Below are 15,379 nucleotides of genomic sequence, written 5' to 3'. Positions count from 1 at the left end.
GAGTAGTCGAAAATGGAAAGATTACAGAAAATATTGGCGCAAGCAGGCGTGGCGTCCAGACGCAAATGTGAAGAAATGATTTTGGCCGGTAAAGTGGAAGTCAACGGGGAACTCGTAACTACGCTTGGCACGAAGGCGGACCCCGCAACAGATATCATCAAAGTCTCGGGCAGACTGATCCGGGGCGAGAATAAGATCTACATCATGTTCAACAAGCCCAAGGGCGTAATTACAAGCGCCTCGGATGACAAGGGCCGCAAGGTTGTAACGGATTACCTGAAAGGCATTACAGAGCGCGTGTACCCTGTAGGCCGTCTGGATTACGATACGGAAGGGCTGCTGCTGCTGACGAATGACGGTGAGTTTGCCAACCTGCTCACGCATCCGAAGCATCATGTGCCCAAGACGTATCTGGCCACGGTCAAGGGTGTGCCGCACGGCACAGCGCTGGACAAGCTGAAGGCCGGCATTAAGCTGGAAGACGGCATGACCGCTCCGGCGGAGGTCGAATACAAGGATATTGATGAAGCCAACAAGGAAGCGGTTATCAGCATTACCATTCACGAAGGCCGCAACCGTCAGGTCCGGCGGATGTTTGAAGCGGTGTCGCATCCGGTTCTCCGTCTGAAGCGGATCTCTTTTGGAGACATCATGCTCCAGAATCTTAAGCGCGGCTCCTACCGCCATTTGACCAAGGATGAGATCAATCATCTGCAGCAAATTGCCAAAGCCGGAATGCTGCGGGACAATCAGACACGCAAAGACACATAAAGTTCACAATTAACCCTCCTAAAACTGTGACAATATTCGTTATAATGTTCATAGGATGTTCACACCTGACAACTAAAGTAATGAGTTGCGTCACAGAAGGGGGCACCCTTGTATGGGCAAAGCCAGGAAGCCAATCCAAATCGTGATACTATTGTTAATTGTTCTGCTTGGTGGTTATGCGATCAGCTCCTCGGTGTTCGGGGGGGACGGCAAACCCAAGGAAGGCGGAAAAGCGCCAAACTTTGAACTGCTCGGACTGGACGGCAAGACCCATACGCTGGAGGAATACAAAGGGAAGTCAGTGGTGCTTAACTTCTGGGGTTCCTGGTGTGCTCCCTGCGTGAAGGAAATGCCTGCCCTGCAGGCACAATGGGAGAAGTGGAAAGATCAGGGCGTAGTGGTATTAGGCGTTAATGTAGGCGAGGATCAGATGACAGTGGACAATTTCGTGAAGCTCGTGGACATTGATTTTCCGGTTGTGATGGATAAGAATCGTGATGCTGTCCGCAGCTACGGGATTTCGCCGCTGCCCACCACCTTCTTCATTAATACGAAGGGCAAGGTGGACAATATTCATATCGGCCAGCTGGATCTGAGTTCGCTTGAGGAGCAAATCGGAAAGCTGGTGGGACGATGAAGGAGCATGTGCCGCTGATCAGTAACACCAAATGCGAATGCGGTCATCAGAATCCTGTTGGGACTGTTCTCTGTGAAGCCTGCGGCAAGCCGCTGGATGAGAAGGAATGGAATTCCTCCGAGAACCTGGAGATGCGCTACGATGGGGTTGCCCGCCGTTCCCAGCGTGTAAGTCCAGGGGTAATTGATAAGGTCTGGAACTTTTTTTCATCAGTCAAAATAGCCATCTACCTGATCGTGCTGACGCTGCTGGGTGCGATGCTCGGTACGATTTTTCCGCAAGAGAGCACCTTTCTGAATATTGACGCTTCAACCTATTATCAAGAAAAGTATGGAACAGCCGGGAATATATATTATAGACTCGGCCTTTCGCATACCTATGAATCCTGGTGGTTCGTGACGCTGCTTGTTATGATCGGAGCTTCTCTGGTCATTTGCAGCCTGGACCGCGTGCTTCCGCTCTACAAGGCCTTAACCCGGCAAAAGATCCGCAAGCACCGCCAATTCCTGACCCGTCAAAAGCTGACGCTGAGTACAGAGGTTGAGCAGGAGCCGGAGGAATGGGTGGCACGAATAGTGCAGCCGCTCAGGAAGAAAGGGTACCGCGTCCGGACGGATGGCGGCGCTTTACTGGCCGAGAAACACCGTTTCAGCCGCTGGGGACCTTATGTAATACATATTGGCCTGATTATTTTTTTACTCGCAGTGCTGGCAAGGGGACTTCCCGGACTGAATATGGACCAGCATCTTGCCTTTCCGCAGGGAGAGACGGTGAGGATACCGGATACCAGCCTGTACCTAAAGAATGAGAAGTTCACCGCAGAATTCTATACCGCAGAAGAGATGCCCGAAGAATTCCGGGACAGGAAGGTTCTCCCGAAGCTCTACGAGACGAAGGCGGTTCTCTATGAATGTACTGCTGATTGCGGCGACCCCTCCAAGGAGCCTCAGCTTGCAGAAGTGGCCAGGCATGATATTCAGGTGAATTCTCCGCTCAGCTACAAAGGATTGAAAGCGTATCAGTTTGACTATGATCTGACGCCTGTGCTGCGTTCAGTGCAGCCTGATCTGGTGAATAAGGCGACTGGAGAGAGCTATGGCAAGTTCAAGCTGGATATGAAGAACCCGGAGCGCAGCTTCAAGGCCGGACCGTATACCCTTGAGCTTAAGGAGAAATATATGGATTTCGGATTGAATGACGAAGGCCGTCCGGTATCCAAATCGCCTTATCCGAATGCTCCGGCGTTTCTGTTTCTTATAAGCGGGCCTGAACTGCCGGCAGGGGGGCAACAGTACTTCTATTTCCCGAAGCAGGTAGACAAGGAGCAATTCCAGCAGAACGCCATCAACGACAAGCTTGGAGGCGGCGGGCGGTTTCTGGAGTTTGAGGTCGGCAGCATGAGTGATGTTGATTTCTCGGAATCCACGACCTATCTCAATGTGCGGGTGGACCGGGCTATGCCTTTTGTCTGGATCGGTGCGGGAATTGTTATGCTGGGGCTGATTCTCGGCTTCTATTGGCAGCATAGACGTATCTGGCTGATCGTTGAAGGCGGGCGGCTGGTGCTGGGAGGCCATACGAACAAGAACTGGTTCGGCTTCCGCCGTGAGCTCGTCTTCATTCTGGAGAAGGTAGACATGACAGTCGATGAAAAATCATTGGACAACGGAGGAGGCCTGGCATGAGCTTACTCGATTTCAGCAGTGACGTCTTTATAGCCGCATTCTTCTTATACAGCGGTGCCTTCATGTTGTTCACCATTGCTATCATGGGCCGCAGATGGTCGGGCAGGAAGCCGGAGGAGCATACCGCAAGGTGGGGAAGAATTGCTTTTATCGCCTCCTCGCTCGGGCTGCTGTGCCATATGGCTTACTTCATTACCCGCTGGATGGGTGCCGGACATATTCCGGTAAGTAATATGTATGAGTTCATGACCTTTTTATCAATGATGGTGATGGTTGCCTTCACTGTGATCTTCGCGATCTACCGCAAAATTATCCTCGGGGTATTCGCGGTTCCAATCTCGATTATTGTGATGGCCTATGCGGCGGTATTCCCACAGGAAGTGCAGCCGCTCATTCCTTCGCTCAAGTCGATCTATCTGAATATTCATGTCACGCTTGCCGCGCTCGGGGAGTCCTTCTTCGCTGTCGGCTTCGCGGCCGGGCTGATGTACCTTCTGCGGACTGTGAATTTCGACAGCAAGGAACGCAGTGACCGCAAGCAGCAGCGGCTGATCGAATTTACTCTGTTCTCGATCATTGTTATAATTGGGTTTCTTGGATCTGTTTTTGCCTTCCGCGGTGCGGGCTATGAATCTATTTTTGTCCGTACGAACGTAACGATTGACAGCCCCGGGCAGGAAGATAGTACAATAGAGAAAGTGAGTTATAAAATGCCGCCGATTGTGGCACCTTACCATAGCGAAATTGAGAGCTTCCAGCCGTTTCTGGGGTTGCAGAAGCCTTTGTTTGAAGCGCCCTCCTGGATGAACGGCGTCAATGCAGGACGCAAGTTCAATACCGTGATCTGGTCACTGCTGTCCGGGTTGCTTCTCTATGGTATTCTTCGGCTGGCCGTGCGTAAGCCGCTCGGCAAGGCCATTCATCCGGTACTTGATGGAATTGATGAGAATGATCTTGATGAAATTACCTACAGGGCGATAGCCATCGGGTTTCCGATTTTCACCCTGGGGGCTTTGATTTTTGCAATGATATGGGCGCAAGTGGCTTGGGGCAGATTCTGGGGCTGGGACCCCAAGGAGGTCTGGGCACTCGTCACCTGGCTGTTCTACAGTGCTTATCTCCATTTGCGGCTGGCCCGCGGATGGCAGGGGCGCAAGTCTGCCTGGCTCGCTGTACTCGGCTTTCTAATCGTAATGTTTACCCTGGTCGGTGTTAATCTGGTGATTGCCGGACTTCATTCATATGCGGGAACGGACTGATGAGCCTTTGCTTCTCCGGGCACGCGTATGATCCAGGGTGACGTTCTACTGTATTTGATGAAGGGGTTGTTGTGTAAATGGCTGAGCACTTGAATAGAATTCTGGTGGTGGATGACGAAGAACGTATCCGCCGCCTGCTCAAAATGTATCTTGAAAAAGAAGGCTATGAGATTGATGAGGCGGAAGACGGGGAGATCGCCCTGCGCAAAGCAACCGCGAACGATTATGGTCTGATTCTGCTGGATGTCATGCTGCCGGGCATCGACGGGATTGAAGTGCTGACCAGACTCAGAGGGGTGAAGTCTACCCCTGTCCTGATGCTTACGGCCAAGGGTGAAGAGATTAACCGGGTACAGGGCTTTGAGATGGGGGCAGATGACTATGTCGTCAAGCCATTCAGTCCGCGCGAAGTGATCTACCGGGTCAAGGCGATTATGCGCCGTTCTTCCGCAACCGCATTTTTGTCCAAAGAGAGCAATTCCAGTAACAATATCGTGTTCCCGTTCCTGATTATTGAGCATGATGCCCACCGCGTAAGCGCAGGCGGCCAGGAGGTAAGTCTGACTCCCAAGGAATATGAGCTGCTGCATTACCTGGCTATCTCACCGGACAAGGTATTCTCGCGTGAAGAGCTGCTTAAGGATGTATGGAATTACGAGTTCTTCGGAGATCTGCGTACCGTGGATACCCATGTCAAGCGTCTCCGCGAAAAACTAAATAAGGTATCCCCGGAATCGGCAGCTATGATCACAACGGTATGGGGAGTCGGCTATAAGCTTGAGGTGCCTAAATAAGTGAACTTCTGGAGAAGCCTTGTCGGTAAGCTGTGGATCACGATCATCTGTCTGGTTGCTGTCGTGCTCATAACACTCGGGCTGTTTCTGCTGCCTTATATCGACAGTAATTTCACCAATTCCGGGGCGATTAAGCGATTGTTCATGTATACCTGCATGATCGGGTTTTCATTAACGACCTTCTTTGCATTATTCCTGTTTACGAAGATCACACAGCCGATGCAGCAAGTCATTGAAGCTGCCAACGATATCCGCCGCGGCGAATACGGAACCAGACTGACACTGGTTACAAGCGATGAGATCGGCCAGCTGGCCACCTCATTTAACCACATGGCTGCAGAGCTGGAAGAGAATATACGCAGTCTGAATAACGAGAAAGGGCATTTATCCAGTGTCCTGCGCAGCATGAGCGATGCGGTGATCACCTTTGATATTGAAGGACGGATCATTCTTACCAATCCTCATGGACAGACCCTGCTGGAAACCTGGAGTGATCTTGCCTGGGAGCAGGAAGAGGAGAGCGGGCTATTGCCGCCGGGCGCCGCCTCGAGTGAGGTGCCGCCGCCGCTGCGTCCGCTGTTCTTCAGCACACTGAGGGGCGGGGGCGATGAACGCTCCAATATCCATGTCCGGCAAGGGGTATGGTCTGTGCACATGGCGCCGCTCTATTCCGAAGATAATCTGCGCGGTGCCGTTGCTGTTCTGCGTGATGTGACAGAGGAGGTGCGTCTGGAGAAGATGCGGCGCGATTTCGTTGCCAATGTATCGCATGAGATCCGCACTCCGCTCTCCATGATGCAGGGCTACAGCGAAGCGCTGCTGGACGGAATGGCCTCCTCTCCGGAGGAGAGCAGCGAGCTGGTTCAGGTCATTCACGATGAATCGTTGCGTATGGGACGTCTGGTTAAGGATCTGCTGGATCTGGCCCGCATGGAAGCGGGACATACCGACATTCTGAAGGCACAGGTGGATGTGGGAGAATTGCTGGAACGGGTGTACCGCAAGTTCTCGGTCCGGGCCAAGGAAAGGGATATTATGCTTGAACTGAAGTTACCTGAACGGGAGCTGCTCCTTAAGGCTGCTGACGAAGACAAGCTGGAGCAGGTGCTGACCAATCTGCTGGATAATGCCTTCCGCCATACCCCGGCGGACCGGAGGATCTCCATCCTTGCGGACACTGCTACGCTGGAAGGCCGGAGTTATGTAGAGATACAGATCAGAGACCAGGGGGCAGGCATTAACCCCGAGGATCTGCCGTTTATCTTCGAAAGGTTCTACAAAGCCGACAAAGCCCGCCTGCGCGGGGAGACGGGCGGTACCGGGCTTGGACTTGCCATTGTGAAGAATATCGTCGAATCGCATCGCGGCAGTATTTACGCCTCCAGCAAGCTTGGAGAAGGCACGACATTTACCCTGCGGCTTCCTGTCGAAAAACAGTAAACTGAGACCATGCATGACAGCGCCTCTGAGAGCAGAGGTGCTTTTTGTTGAAACCACTACATTAATCTTGTTCATCGTGGAACATATATTTCAAGCTAAGGCTTGCAGGAGGCTGGGCATTATGATCTTATCCTTAGACCAAGGTACCACCAGCTCACGGGCGATAATCTTCAATGAAGAGGCGGAAACAGTCTCGCAGGGGCAATATGAGATTAAGCAGTCCTTCCCCCGTCCGGGCTGGGTTGAGCATGACCCGGAGCAAATCTGGGAGAGTCAGCTTGCTGCAGCCAGAGACGCCATTGAAGCAAGCTCTGCACCGGCTGAACAGATTACGGCTATCGGGATTACCAACCAGCGGGAGACTGCGCTGATCTGGGACAGAGTGACAGGAGAACCGATCTATCCGGCGATTGTCTGGCAGGACCGGCGGACTGCAGAGCAATGTGAGGAGCTGAAGTCCCGGGGAATGGCCGGAGTGATTGGGGACAAGACGGGGCTTGTCATCGACGCGTATTTCTCGGCGACCAAGCTGGCGTGGATTCTGGACCATGTACCAGGGGCAAGAGACCGGGCAGCTAAAGGGGAACTGCTGGCGGGAACGATAGACACGTGGCTGATCTGGAAGCTAACCGGAGGCACTGTACACGCGACAGACGTTACCAATGCTTCACGGACTATGCTGTACAACCTGCATGAGCGCAAATGGGATGAAGGGCTGATGGATGCGCTGCGCATTCCGCGCTCCATTCTGCCGGAGGTAAGGATGTCCGGCGGAGACTTTGGAGCATGTGATAAGCAGTGGTTCGGCCTGGAGATCCCCATCCGGTCTGTGCTGGGCGATCAGCAGGCGGCGCTGTTTGGACATACCTGCTTAGAAGCCGGCAGCGCCAAGAATACTTATGGAACGGGCTGCTTCATCCTGATGAATACAGGGACGGAAGCCGTTGCGTCCAGCCACGGTCTATTGACCACGATAGCCTGGGGCATGGGTGATGAGCTCTATTACGCGCTGGAGGGCAGTGTGTTTGTGGCTGGAGCGGCAGTGCAGTGGCTGCAGGAGGGGCTCGGACTCATCGTTGCTCCCGCAGACTCAGAAGAGAAGGCCAGCGAGGTGGAGGAGAGCGAGGGGGTTGTGGTGGTGCCGGCCTTTACCGGACTGGGCGCGCCTTATTGGGATATGTACGCGCGGGGGGCGATATTCGGATTGACGCGGGGCACAACGTCCGGACATCTGGTGCGGGCGACGCTGGAATCGCTGGCCTTCCAGTCCCGTGATGTGATCGGAGCGATGGAAAAGGATGCAGGGATGCCCCTCACCGGCCTGAGAGTGGACGGCGGTGCGGTACGCAACAATCTGCTCATGCAGTTCCAGGCAGATATTCTTGGCAGCGATGTGACACGTACTACCTATTCGGAGACTACAGCCCTTGGCGCTGCACTGCTTGCCGGACTGACCTCGGGAGTCTGGACCCGTGAGCAGCTGGAGAGCTTCAACAAGGCCGAGAAGGTGTTCTCACCGCAGATGGAGCCGGAAGAGCGCGAACGCCGCTACAACGCCTGGCAGGATGCGGTATCGCGTACTATGGGCTGGGAGAAGCACGCAGGCAAGCAACAGGACGGAGCCTGAAGCAGACGCAAGATAATCATAATGTACCCTCTAACACAAACGGCCCGCTGGCAGAAATCTGCTGCGGGACGTTTTGTATATCTGAATTAGAAGAAGATTAGTACTCCATTACGAACGCGACATTCTGCCAGCCCGCGCCTACCGTCCAGAAGAGGACCTTGTCTCCGCGTTCAAGCTGTCCGGTGGTGACGGCTCTGTGCAGGGCGATGAACGGGCTGCTGGTTGAGGTGTAGCCGAATTCATCGCCGATGTAGACTGCTGCCTCCGGGTTAATGCCGGTTTTGCCGGAGACCGCCTTGATGTTCGGGAGGGACAGCTGTGAGAAGCAGGCTGCCTTGACCGACTCAGGAGCGATTCCGTTATTGCTAAGCAAGGTGTTGATGGATTCAGAAGCGGCGTCCACACAGATGGAATCATCGAACGGAATGAACTTCACATTGAACTCTCCTGCTGCTACACCGGTGCGCCCAAGCTGTGCCAAGCCTTCTGCCGGGAAAAGAGAGTTACCGTACACACAGGTGTCCGTCTGGTAGATGGAGTCAATGAAGCCCACCGCATTCTCATCGCGTTCCAGAATGAGCGCGGCAGCAGCATCACCGAAGTTCGCATAATAGACCGGATCATTCTTATTGGCATGAGGTGCAACGTAATCAGAGCCGATGACCAGGGCGCGGCGGATTCTTGGGTTCGCCATCATCTGGCGGCTGACCTGTTCAACTGAAGCGGTCATTCCTGCACAGTTGGCATTGCTGTCAATACAGATCGTATGCGAAGCTCCGTTGATTAAGCGGTGAATCATCAATGAGTTCGTCGGGAATATATATTCAGGAGTCTGGCTTGCGTAAGCGATCAGATCAATATCAGGACCGGTAAGTCCGGTCTTCTCCAGAACATTGCTCGCGGCTTCAAAAGCCATAGTCAGGGAGTTCTCATCCGGGCTGTCGATGCTGTAGCGATTCTCACGGCCCAGAGTAGCCAGCAGTCCACGGATATCAATACCCTTGTCGTCAAAATGCTGAATGAAAAAATCATTGCCGATTCTTTTGCCTGGATGGTAGATATCAATATCCTTAATGCGAATCCCTGCCATAGTAAACCTCCTAAAAGTATGGTTAGCGATACTTCTCATGAAGTTGCTGTTATGAACCAAGTCATGCGTTTCAAGCTGCTGATTTTGGTTTAATTTTAGTTCATTAAGCTTGTGTCGTCGAAGTGATTTCCAGGTTTTCGAGTCCCGCTTTGCGGCCCAGGCGTGCCAGCTGCATTTTGAGGATCGGGTTGTTCTCCAGCGTAAGACTTACTTTCTGGAAGCCGTCAGACTTGAACATGATGAAGCAGCCTTCGAGCAGCGGCACAACATCAGGTGCGGTTACATTCAGCTTGCGGCAGTCGATATCCAGTGCATATTCAGCAGGGGTAATCGGGTTGATGGTCTGCTGGTAAGCCTGTATGGATTTGAGCCCGTCCTCGTTAGAAAAGGTTCCCTCCAGCTCGATATTGATTACTTTCTTCGCAGTGTCAGTCTTCAAAATAAATTGTCCCATGTTGTTTATCTCTCCCTAATTGTAAGTGGTGATACCCTAAAAACATTGCCAGATAATTCTTAAATGTGCAACCTGAAAGTCGAAATTTGTAAAATTGTGCAGATGATTATCTCACTTCCTCCAGGGTCTCCAGCAGGACATTGAAGGCTGAAATCACCCGTGGAGCCCCCACACAAGGGACGAGATGAAGCAGCACGCCTTTGATCTGCTCAACAGTCATGCCTACCCGCAGCGCCATTACATAATGCACTCCGAGCTGTTCATACTGACCCATCGTAATCAGCGAAGAGATCACAGCAATCTCTTTCCAATCCGATCCGATAGTGGTCCGCTGAAAAATATCACCATAGGCATTGCCCATGATATACTCGGCTAATTCCGGAAAATGCTCTTTGATTGGTGCTAGGGCTTTGGCCCCATAATCCCCTGAAAGATTAGCGAAATGTTCAAGTCCGCTGTTCATGTTCTTGTTCACGCGTCTGCCTCCTGATAGTAAGTTAAGGACTTCTGTATGATACTACGGCTTATGTGAGATCCAGTGTGCGATGGGCCGTAGGAGGCATTTCATCACGGTCGGTCAGCAGCTCGATCACGGCTACCCGGTTAAGGGCGACAGCCTCGCTAATCGCAGCGGCGAACTCGTCCTGAGTCTCACAGCGGAAGCCGGCTGCACCAAGAGACTCGGCGAACTTCACGGCATCTACCGGAACCTCGAAGATCGTACCATCAATCCTGCCGGTTGTTTTCTCCATCCCTTTGAGGGCCATATCCAGCTGCATATTGTTCACAACGATGAAAATAACCGGAATGTCCTTGCAAACAGCTGTGTTTATTTCAGTTCCGAGCATCATAAAACAGCCGTCCCCGGTAATGCAGAAGACTGTCTCCTCCGGAGCGGCAACCTTGGCACCGATCGCCATGCCAATGGAGTTGCCCATACAGGCAAAGTAGGCATCGAAGATAAAACTGCCGGGCTTCTTCACATTGAACCATTTCACAGCATTGAAGCCATGGCTGCCGTCATCAACAAACACGCTGCTGTTGTAAGGAATCAAATCGCTCATCGTGCTCAATACCGAAGCCAGCGAGAGTCCTGTCAGCACGGGCAGCTCATCATTGTAATCGTTAGGAACCGCTAATTCATGTCTGGTTACCGCTGAGGGGTCCACCAGCTGAAGATATAGCGCCAGGTTGTCCCGTACATCCCCGCCGACAGCGAGGGTCGGTGAGGTGAGGATTTTGCCGACAAAGGTCGGATCTACATCGAACTGGATTAACTGCTGCGGGTGATTCTCCGGCTTCAGATTACAGATGGTCATATCGCTGAGACGGGAACCCATGACGATAAACAGATCGCTGTTGTTCATGAGCTCATCCCCGTGTGTAGAGCCTCCTACTCCGACCGGACCATGGTAGAGCGGATGATCATAAGCAATCGCCCCTTTGCCTCCGGGAGAGGTAACCACAGGAATGTTGAAGGTCTCGGCGAATTGAACTAATTCCTGATGTGCGCCGGAGCGGTTGACCCCCTTGCCGGCAATGATGAGCGGTCTGGTTGAAGCATTGATCGCTGAAGTAATCCGTTCATAGTTCTGATAGCTTACGAGCTTACTGCGTTCCGGCAGAACAATCCGGCATTCTTCAAGCCGCTCTGTCTGGACATCAAACGGCATACACAGATGGACGGGGCCTTTGCGGTCACCGAGGGCGATCGACAGGGCATGATTGAAAATGGTGCTGAAATGGTCGCCGCGTTCAACCAGCTTGCTGAAGAGGGTGGCGGGTCTGAACATTTCAGCCAAATCCGCCAGATAGGAAGTGGAGTCCTGGCATTGGGGAATGCCTAGCTCCTTAATGGATTGATGCCCGGTAATAAAGAGGACCGGGAGATTATTGGCCTTGGCGTGTGCTGCTGCGGTAAGCAGATTCGTTCCGCCCGGACCGGAGGTGCCGAAGGCAACCCCGAGACTGCCGGTTTTTAGCGCATAACCGCCGGCTTCAAAACCCGAGCTCGCCTCATGCCGGCCGGGAATAAACTCAATACCATAGTCAACCAGTTTCAAAGCGATGGGGCAAATAGATTTGCCTATGATTCCAAAAGAATGGGTTACTCCTAGATTACGTAATGCTTCCGCCATATAATCTGCAACTGTCTTCAGAACATCCACCCCGCAAGTTGTTATTTGTTTATGCCAGCAATAGAAAACCTGTACTCAAAGTAGGAGCACAGGTCTGTTGCACGAAGCACCATAAAAAACGCAAAAATCAGGCGTTCACAGTTTTTCAGCAACCTGGCAGTCATGATCTCACCTAATAGAAATGAGACTGTAGATCCATGGCTTTGCGTCATTCCCTTTCGGAGAATTTTGCCCGGTATGTTGTTATAAATCAATGAATGGAGAATTTTCCTTTACAATATATTCCTCGCTCTGCTTTTGTCAATAACCCCTGGGAGAAGAAACTCGGAATTTGACGAATATTCAGATCAAAAAACCGATAAATATTTAGATTTTCAAACTTTTGAAAATGGGTACGTCTGGAAGACTAAAGTCTTAAAATGCAAATAGGCAATAACCGCTGAAATTGTACGGGTTGAGTCCAAAGACTTATTGCATCCGTCTATTGCTGCTAAGAGACATGGATAGTTTAGAATTACAGGGCTGAAGTATTCTCCAATAGGTCTTAAGAATTACAACGCTTGAAAAACGAATGAACAGCCGGAATCTGGTTATAAAGCATCAATTGTAAAGAAGTGCAAAGCTGTATTTTAGGCCTTATGCACAATTTCAACAATTTGTGAATATTACATAACAATCTTTTATTTTGTTGAAAAAAGAGACACCTCCCGCAAAAAATTCTGCAGGCGTGCCTCTCTTCGGGAATGCTAGAATTTGAAAATATGAATTGTTTTTTGCAGATTGAACACCGCTGAGGTCATCTTCTCCGTCTCGTCGGCTACGGATTGCAGGGCGTGAATCTGTTCATTCATCGCTGCGGATACCTCTTCCGTGCCTGCGGCCGTCTCCTGGGTAATGGCTGAGATATTCTCAATCGCCCCGGAGATCTTAAGTGCGCTCTCCAGCATGAGGTCACTCTCTGCTGAGAAGGAGGCGATCTGCTCGGTTATGTATTGGACACTATGTACGATCTGAGCAAAGATATGGGCCGTCTCCGTAATCATCTCATTCTGTACCTGAACAACCTCTTCGTTGATAGCAATGTTATCAATGGCCTGCTTGATATCCGCCTCAATGCTGCGTACCAGTCCGAATACTTCTTTGGTCGAAGCGGTTGATTCCTCAGCCAGCTTGCGGACCTCCTGGGCTACCACAGCGAAGCCGCGGCCATGCTCGCCTGCACGGGCTGCTTCAATCGAAGCATTCAGCGACAACAGATTGGTCTGTTCCGCAATCTCGGTGATCGTCTTGGTGATCATCGTAATCCCGCGGGCATTCTGGGAGAGGGCTTCAATGGTATCCGCAACCTTTTGGGTAGCCTGAATGTTCTTCCGCATGCCTTCTGCCTGAGTATCTACCGATTGCCGACCCTGTTCAACCAATTCCAGCGTATGTACGGAGCGTTTGTTCATTTCTTTGGTTGAATTGGTATAGTTGGAGACTTTGGTTTCAATATCCTTGATGGATTCTGTCATCTCGGCGATATCGGTTGAGATTTCATTGGCGCCCAGTGCCAGCTCATTGGAGGAGGAGGCCACCTGTGCCATTACAAACTTCAGGTTCTGATTCTTGTCTTCAATCCCGCGGCTGGCATCCATCACCTGCCGGGTAATCTGGGAAGCGTCGGTGAGGATTTTTTTTAATTTATCAATCATGGTATTGAACGAACGGCTGATGTCTCCCATGGAGCCGCTCTCGTCGGCACGGCTGGTGAAGTCGCCTTTGGCAATCGTGTGCGTCACATTGGAAATGTCCTCGAACGAAGATGTAAGCGTTCTCTCAATGAAGCGTGCAAGCGGGTAAGTCAGTGCGGCCAGGATCGCCACAAGAATGATGCCGATGAGCAGCCTGTCCATGATAATCAGCGTAATTAACACCGGGACAGCGAATAGAGCGGCAACCAGGTAACAGCCGGTAACAATCTTTTGTTTCAACGGCAGCTTGTTCATCCAGTCCATAATGGTAAGTTCCCCCTAAATAATAATGATGTGTATTGTAATATTATAGGGGATAATAGTGCAATTGGTCTATTGTAAGATATCATATAATGCTGCAGCCTCATGCAGAGAGGAAGCGACCGTACCCGCAAGGATGCCAGCCCGCACCGTCGATACGAATCCGCTGGCTGAGGAAGCTGAAGGGAGTGACCAGCTGCCTCGTAGCGGCAGCCTGCAGCTTGCGGGCTGCCGAGGAGAACTCCTCCTGGATTCCCAGAGCCCGCAGAATCGCCGGATCAGCGGGCAGGAGAAGCGCTGCAATCTCTTTGGGGTTCATGCCTGTCAGGGAGGTCCGGTAGCCTTCTGCCAGCTTCCAGCCGCCTTCACGGCCGCGTTCAGCCAGAACCGGAATGCCGGAGAAGCTAAGGGCCTCCATATCCCGGAAGATCGTCCGTTCGGATACCTCCAGAGTCTGCGCCAGCTCCCTGGAGCTGATTTTCCCGCGGCTCTGCAACAGCAGCAGAATATATAATAAACGGTCAGCTCTCATGGGTTGCCTCCTGAATAGATTCATTATATATGTCAGTTGTTGTCATATATAAGGTATATATTAATAATGATTACGAAATGAAGCAAGTGAGAGGAGCGAATCATATGACTAATCTTCAGGGCAAAATCGCACTAGTAACCGGAGGGAGCAGAGGGGCAGGCAGGGGGATCGCGCTGGAACTGGCAAAAGCAGGCGCCTATGTATACATTACGGGCAGGAATCCCGGCACACCGCAGGGGGCGGGCGAGCGGACTCTTGCAGGTGTGCTGGACGAAATTCACCGTTTAGGCGGGTCGGGTGCAGCGATCCGCTGTGACCATACGAAGGATGGTGAGACAGAGGCGGCTATCAGACAGATTGCTGCAGAGCAGGGCAGACTGGATATTCTGGTCAACAACGTCTGGGGAGGCAATAACCTGCCCATCCTGAACGACCCGTTCTGGGAGCAGGCTCCTGAGCATTGGGACAATATGTTCACTGCAGGTGTCAGGGCACAGCTGATGACCAATTATTACGCTATCCCGCTGATGCGCAGCCAAAGGGCAGGGACGGGGCTAATCCTTCATACCACCTTCTGGGATGAGTACAAGTACACGGGGAACTTCTATTATGATCTGTCCAAAAATGCGCTGGTGCGTATGGCCTACGGGTTATCCATTGAACTGGCTGCGGATAGCATCGCGGTGATTCCCCTGTCTCCGGGCTGGATGCGGACGGAGCTGGTCCTGGAGAGCTTCGGTACAGACGAAGCGCACTGGCAGGAGAAGGAGGGGCTTGAGACTACCGAATCTACAGCCTATGTCGGACGCGCAGCCGCCGCACTCGCTGCTGATCCTGAAGTGATGACTATGACGGGGATTCCCCAGAGAGTAGGAGATCTGGCGGAGAAATACGGCTTTACGGATATTGACGGCCGGAAGGTTCCGGCATTCCGCATTTCCGGTTAAAAGAAAGAAAA

General features: G+C 52.0%; 14 protein-coding genes and 1 riboswitch. Of the genes, 8 read left to right on the top strand and 6 right to left on the bottom strand.

All coding sequences use genetic code 11. The annotated features are described in order from the left end of the window. The first annotated feature begins 12 nt into the window (after nt 1-12). The 7 genes from HQN87_RS05925 (at nt 13) to glpK (ending at nt 8,213) form a co-directional block, all read left to right on the top strand. On the top strand, nt 13-771 hold the full coding sequence (locus HQN87_RS05925; RefSeq protein WP_173129231.1) for a pseudouridine synthase: 759 nt from the start codon (nt 13-15) through the stop codon (nt 769-771). 112 nt (nt 772-883) lie between these two features. Continuing rightward, the gene (gene resA / locus HQN87_RS05920; RefSeq protein WP_173129228.1) at nt 884-1,408 is read left to right on the top strand and encodes a thiol-disulfide oxidoreductase ResA; all 525 of its coding nucleotides are present in this window, start codon (nt 884-886) and stop codon (nt 1,406-1,408) included. Further along, nucleotides 1,405-3,093, top strand: a complete 1,689-nt coding sequence (gene resB / locus HQN87_RS05915) for a cytochrome c biogenesis protein ResB (protein WP_254075381.1) — start codon at nt 1,405-1,407, stop codon at nt 3,091-3,093. Before resA ends, resB begins: the two co-directional genes overlap by 4 nt. Next, on the top strand, nt 3,090-4,352 hold the full coding sequence (ccsA, locus tag HQN87_RS05910) for a cytochrome c biogenesis protein CcsA (RefSeq protein ID WP_173129225.1): 1,263 nt from the start codon (nt 3,090-3,092) through the stop codon (nt 4,350-4,352). The genes resB and ccsA overlap by 4 nt, the downstream gene beginning before the upstream one ends. A 77-nt stretch (nt 4,353-4,429) precedes the next feature. Then, complete coding sequence (locus HQN87_RS05905; protein ID WP_036727360.1) at nt 4,430-5,146, top strand: response regulator transcription factor; 717 nt, start codon at nt 4,430-4,432, stop codon at nt 5,144-5,146. Continuing rightward, a complete protein-coding gene (locus tag HQN87_RS05900) occupies nt 5,147-6,586 on the top strand; it encodes a HAMP domain-containing sensor histidine kinase (protein ID WP_173129222.1) in 1,440 nt (479 codons plus the stop codon). A gap of 121 nt (nt 6,587-6,707) precedes the next feature. Further along, nucleotides 6,708-8,213 (top strand): glycerol kinase GlpK, encoded by a 1,506-nt coding sequence (gene glpK, locus HQN87_RS05895; protein ID WP_173129219.1) that lies wholly within the window; start codon nt 6,708-6,710, stop codon nt 8,211-8,213. A gap of 97 nt (nt 8,214-8,310) precedes the next feature. Here the strand turns inward: glpK and HQN87_RS05890 are convergent, their stop codons facing one another. The 6 genes from HQN87_RS05890 to HQN87_RS05865 form a co-directional block, all read right to left on the bottom strand. Continuing rightward, nucleotides 8,311-9,303 carry a 3-oxoacyl-[acyl-carrier-protein] synthase III C-terminal domain-containing protein gene (locus HQN87_RS05890; RefSeq protein WP_173129216.1) on the bottom strand — a complete coding sequence of 331 codons (993 nt, stop codon included), beginning with the start codon at nt 9,301-9,303 and terminating at the stop codon, nt 8,311-8,313. A 103-nt stretch (nt 9,304-9,406) separates the two neighbouring features. Then, entirely contained in the window at nt 9,407-9,757 is a 351-nt protein-coding gene (locus tag HQN87_RS05885; RefSeq protein ID WP_173129213.1) for a hypothetical protein, read from the bottom strand. A gap of 106 nt (nt 9,758-9,863) precedes the next feature. Next, a complete protein-coding gene (locus HQN87_RS05880) occupies nt 9,864-10,232 on the bottom strand; it encodes a carboxymuconolactone decarboxylase family protein (RefSeq protein WP_173129210.1) in 369 nt (122 codons plus the stop codon). A gap of 49 nt (nt 10,233-10,281) precedes the next feature. Further along, on the bottom strand, nt 10,282-11,925 hold the full coding sequence (locus HQN87_RS05875) for a thiamine pyrophosphate-binding protein (RefSeq protein WP_173129207.1): 1,644 nt from the start codon (nt 11,923-11,925) through the stop codon (nt 10,282-10,284). Nucleotides 11,926-12,039: 114 nt separating this feature from the next. Beyond that, nucleotides 12,040-12,138, bottom strand: a riboswitch (cyclic di-GMP riboswitch). 503 nt (nt 12,139-12,641) lie between these two features. Beyond that, nucleotides 12,642-13,892: a methyl-accepting chemotaxis protein gene (locus tag HQN87_RS05870; RefSeq protein ID WP_173129204.1), complete on the bottom strand. Its 1,251-nt coding sequence runs from the start codon at nt 13,890-13,892 to the stop codon at nt 12,642-12,644. A 100-nt stretch (nt 13,893-13,992) separates the two neighbouring features. After that, nucleotides 13,993-14,421, bottom strand: a complete 429-nt coding sequence (locus HQN87_RS05865) for a helix-turn-helix transcriptional regulator (protein WP_173129201.1) — start codon at nt 14,419-14,421, stop codon at nt 13,993-13,995. A gap of 104 nt (nt 14,422-14,525) precedes the next feature. On the opposite strand from HQN87_RS05865, the gene HQN87_RS05860 reads away from it, so the two are divergent. Next, on the top strand, nt 14,526-15,368 hold the full coding sequence (locus HQN87_RS05860) for an SDR family NAD(P)-dependent oxidoreductase (protein ID WP_173129199.1): 843 nt from the start codon (nt 14,526-14,528) through the stop codon (nt 15,366-15,368). The last annotated feature ends 11 nt before the right edge of the window (nt 15,369-15,379 follow it).

Origin of the sequence: Paenibacillus tritici (assembly GCF_013204885.1) — a bacterium.
Classification (GTDB): Bacteria; Bacillota; Bacilli; order Paenibacillales; family Paenibacillaceae; genus Paenibacillus_AQ; species Paenibacillus_AQ tritici.
The sequence above is the reverse complement of the archived record's forward strand: the minus strand, read 5'-3'. Positions and strand labels throughout refer to the sequence as shown.

What these genes read in the sequence shown, in the direction of transcription:
- HQN87_RS05925 (WP_173129231.1), top strand. Translation starts at nt 13, where the DNA reads ATGGAAAGATTACAGAAAATATTGGCGCAAGCAGGCGTGGCGTCCAGA.
- resA (WP_173129228.1), top strand. Translation starts at nt 884, where the DNA reads ATGGGCAAAGCCAGGAAGCCAATCCAAATCGTGATACTATTGTTAATT.
- resB (WP_254075381.1), top strand. Translation starts at nt 1,405, where the DNA reads ATGAAGGAGCATGTGCCGCTGATCAGTAACACCAAATGCGAATGCGGT.
- ccsA (WP_173129225.1), top strand. Translation starts at nt 3,090, where the DNA reads ATGAGCTTACTCGATTTCAGCAGTGACGTCTTTATAGCCGCATTCTTC.
- HQN87_RS05905 (WP_036727360.1), top strand. Translation starts at nt 4,430, where the DNA reads ATGGCTGAGCACTTGAATAGAATTCTGGTGGTGGATGACGAAGAACGT.
- glpK (WP_173129219.1), top strand. Translation starts at nt 6,708, where the DNA reads ATGATCTTATCCTTAGACCAAGGTACCACCAGCTCACGGGCGATAATC.
- HQN87_RS05890 (WP_173129216.1), bottom strand. Translation starts at nt 9,303, where the DNA reads ATGGCAGGGATTCGCATTAAGGATATTGATATCTACCATCCAGGCAAA.
- HQN87_RS05885 (WP_173129213.1), bottom strand. Translation starts at nt 9,757, where the DNA reads ATGGGACAATTTATTTTGAAGACTGACACTGCGAAGAAAGTAATCAAT.
- HQN87_RS05870 (WP_173129204.1), bottom strand. Translation starts at nt 13,892, where the DNA reads ATGGACTGGATGAACAAGCTGCCGTTGAAACAAAAGATTGTTACCGGC.
- HQN87_RS05865 (WP_173129201.1), bottom strand. Translation starts at nt 14,421, where the DNA reads ATGAGAGCTGACCGTTTATTATATATTCTGCTGCTGTTGCAGAGCCGC.
- HQN87_RS05860 (WP_173129199.1), top strand. Translation starts at nt 14,526, where the DNA reads ATGACTAATCTTCAGGGCAAAATCGCACTAGTAACCGGAGGGAGCAGA.